Consider the following 1322-nt stretch of genomic DNA (forward strand, 5'->3'; position numbering starts at 1 on the left):
GCCCAAGATGATTGAACGACCCGGCGTACCGCGCGGTGCCGGTGTCGATGCTGAGCGCATGCAGCGCCTCGTACTGGGCCAGCATCGGTACGCCGTAGACATACGCCTCGCGCGCGATTGCACGGATGTCAGGTGCTGCTGCGTCGTCTGCACCTGTGCTGCGCGCGCCGGTCGTGCTGGCCTGCAGCGACGCGGCCGGGCGGCAGGCCAGCGTGGCCAGCCCGGTGGCACCGAGCGCCACCAGCGTGGCCAGGCGCAGCAGTCGCATGATCGGTGTCTCCTTGGCGCGGTCCGGCGCGTGCGGGCTATTCGGGGAACACGAGGGTGACGATGAGGCGCCCGGTCCAGCGGTTGGCGTACTGCGGCCGGTCCACGTTGTAGAACCCGCCCAGGCCCACGCTCACCGGGGTGTGGCCCAGGTGCATCACCTTGGAGACGGTCGCGCCGAGGGGCACGGTCCAGGCATCGCCGCTGGCCGCTTTCCAGTTGTAGCTGGTCTCCGAGGTGAAGCTGAGCGACCAGCCGTTGGGCAGGTTGCGGGTCACGAAGGGCTGCACGCTGGTGCTGCTGACATCCTCGCGATCCCCATCGCCCCCCACCGACCACACGTGGTTGGCCAGCGCACCCACCGTCCACGCGCGTGTCTTGTGGACCAGGATGAAGGCCGGCCCGAGCGAATACTTTCCCGTGCCCAGGCTGTCGTGGGAGGCGGTGTCCAGCAGCGCGGCGGCGCCGAAGCCGATCTCGGTGCCGTGCGCCTCGGCGGCGGTTTTGGGGATGTAGTAACCCTGCACGAACAGGTCGCCGCTGCCGTGCTTGCGCTCGGGAAACTGGTTCCAGCTCAACGGCAGGATCGGCCGCAGGATGAACTTGCCGTTCTCGCCGACGAATGGAATCACCGGCTGGATCTTCAACTGCTGGTTGTGGAAATCGCCGCCGGGGCCTGCCGAGCCCAGGTAGTTGTACTGGAACGGCACCGACACCAGGGCCGCGCCGGGATCGGCCAGCTTGCGGGCGATGTCGTCGGTCGAACCGCCGCCGGCCGACTGGGCGATCGCCATCGCCGGCCACAGCAGGCCCAGTGCGATGCCGCAGGCGAGCCTGCGCAGGCACCTCATCGCGGCGCGTCCACGACAACGTACTGCACCGTGGTGCCGACATAACGTGGCTGGTACCACGCGTTGTCGCACTGCTGGTAGCCGATGCCGTTGACGACCACCGTGGTGCAGCTCGGCGGCAGCGCGTAGGCGATGGACCCGATCACCGCCGAGGTGACCGCGACGCCGGCGGTGAACGCGGCGGCATCCCAGAACGGATGGTCC

Annotated in this window: 1 protein-coding gene and 2 pseudogenes; all 3 read right to left on the minus strand. The window is 68.9% G+C overall.

The window, feature by feature from the left end; translation table 11 throughout:
- A pseudogene (locus DBR34_RS11665) lies at window positions 1-268 on the minus strand (cell envelope protein); the annotation flags it as partial.
- A 37-nt stretch (window positions 269-305) separates the two neighbouring features.
- Complete coding sequence (locus DBR34_RS11670; RefSeq protein WP_128096921.1) at window positions 306-1118, minus strand: hypothetical protein; 813 nt, start codon at window positions 1116-1118, stop codon at window positions 306-308.
- Window positions 1115-1322 (minus strand): annotated as a pseudogene (locus DBR34_RS11675) (hypothetical protein); the annotation flags it as partial. The pseudogene DBR34_RS11675 and the gene DBR34_RS11670, both read right to left, overlap by 4 nt.

This window comes from Stenotrophomonas sp. HMWF003 (genome assembly GCF_003061285.1).
Taxonomy (GTDB): Bacteria; Pseudomonadota; Gammaproteobacteria; order Xanthomonadales; family Xanthomonadaceae; genus Stenotrophomonas; species Stenotrophomonas maltophilia_AP.